General features: G+C 33.7%; 1 protein-coding gene. It reads right to left on the reverse strand.

Annotated elements, in window-relative coordinates; genetic code table 11:
* A partial coding sequence (locus tag ACKTTV_RS10010; RefSeq protein WP_408030705.1) for a non-ribosomal peptide synthetase occupies positions 1–1725 on the reverse strand: 1725 nt, incomplete at both ends.

Below are 1725 nucleotides of genomic sequence, written 5' to 3' on the forward strand. Positions count from 1 at the left end.
CCCCGTATTTTTACCTGATTGTCCTTTCTTCCTATAAACTCTATAGTACCGTCTGGTAGCCAACGTCCTAAATCTCCTGTTTTATAGATACGTTCACCTTCTTTAAATGGATTTGACACAAATCTTTCCTTTGTTAATTCAGGTCTATTTAAATACCCTCTTGCGACTCCTAGACCTCCGATACATAACTCCCCTACAACTCCAGTGGGCTGTAAGTTTAAATCCAAATCTGTTATATAAACCGTAGTGTTACCTATAGGATTTCCTACATTACTTGTAGAACGTTTTACATCGATTTCTGTAATTTCTTTATAAGTTGCATGTACAGTAATTTCCGTAATTCCGTACATGTTTATTAACTTACATTTTTCTTTATATTTTTTTTTCCAACTTTCTAAATAAGTTGGATTTAATGCTTCTCCTCCGAAAATCACATATCTAAGTGATTTTATTATCGGTTTAGAAAGAAACTCTTCTTGAAAGGTATAAAACGAATTAGGAGTTTGATTAAGAACTGTTACACCTTCTTTATCCAATAGATTTTTAAAAGCGGTAGCATCATTCATTACTTTTTTAGGAACTATAACCAAACGTCCTCCAAAAATTAAAGCCCCGAAAATTTCCCAAACAGAAAAATCAAAAGCATATGAATGAAATAAGGTCCAAACATCAGTGGATGAAAAATCATATGAACAAAAATCATATTTAAACAATCTTACCACATTTTCATGTTCGATCATTACTCCTTTAGGCTTTCCTGTACTTCCTGATGTGTAAATAACATAAGCCAAATGATCAGGTTTTAAAACTCTTTCTAAATCACCTGATGAATAACTTGAGAGCAATTCTCGATCACTATCTAAATTTAGTAGTGAAACTCCTTCTTTTACAAAGCACCCTTCTCCACTAGTTAAAAGTAATTCAATGCCAGTGTCTTCTACTATATAATCGATTCGATCCTGTGGGTAATCTGGATCTATCGGAACATAGGCTCCTCCTGATTTTAATATCCCTAAAATACCTACAATCATATCCAATCCTCGTCTCAAACATAGTCCTATTAAATCATCGGGTTTAACTCCTTGTTCTCGTAAGTAATGAGCCAACTGATTTGATCGCTTATCTAACTCCAAATAACTCAATGATTCATCTGAATAAACCACTGCTATAGAATCTGGTGTTTCTAAAACCTGGGCTGAAAATAAATCTACCAAAGTCTTTCCTTTTGGATAAGGAACTTTTGTGGAGTTAAATTCTTCTAATAATGTATGTTTCTCTGATTCGGTTACTATTGATATAGCACCTATCGGTCTTTTTATATCTGATACTATGTTCTTTAACAATATCTGATAATGGTCAAATAAACGCTCTATAGTGGATGGCTTAAACAGGCTTGAATTGTATTCTATTTCCAAACCTAAAAAACCTCCCATTTCAGATACATTGAATGTTAAATCAAACTTTGAATTAACCGTTGAAATGTCATATTCTGACATCGTTAATCCTTCCATTACAAATTCCTCTGACAAATCTGGGGTATTCTGTAATACAAACATTACCTGAAATAATGGACTCTTTCCATCTAATCGAGAGTCTGAAACACTCTCGACTACCTTCTCAAAAGGTGTCAACTGATGGTCATATCCTTCTAATGTTGTTTGTTTAACTCCTCGCATAAAGTCCAAAAAGCTTGGATTCCCTCTCAAATCACTTCGTAAAGCCAAG

Source organism: Tenacibaculum xiamenense, assembly GCF_964513065.1.
Taxonomy (GTDB): Bacteria; Bacteroidota; Bacteroidia; order Flavobacteriales; family Flavobacteriaceae; genus Polaribacter; species Polaribacter xiamenense.